Genomic DNA, 273 nt, shown 5'->3' on the forward strand with positions numbered 1-273 from the left:
TGCACATGATCGCCTTGGCCGAGGTCGAGCCCAGCCAGGAGCGCTTGTCGCGGGATTGGCACCAGATCACCGGGGACAGCTTCATCGTTGATGTGCGGCCCATCGTTGGAGATCCCGCCGAGGGGTTCATGGAGGTGTTCAAGTACGCCGTCAAGTTCAGCGATCAGCCGGTTGCCGATACATGGCATGCCTTTCAGACGCTCAAGGGGAAACGCCTTCTTGGTTCTGCTGGGTGCTTCCGAGGTGTCGAGGTGCCGGAAGAGCTGACCGATG

1 pseudogene is annotated in these 273 nt (G+C 60.4%); it reads left to right on the plus strand.

The features are described 5' to 3' along the window. A pseudogene (locus ABG80_RS23170) lies at positions 1-273 on the plus strand (protein rep); the annotation flags it as partial.

Source organism: Aquabacterium parvum, assembly GCF_001447195.1.
Lineage (GTDB): Bacteria > Pseudomonadota > Gammaproteobacteria > Burkholderiales > Burkholderiaceae_C > Aquabacterium > Aquabacterium parvum.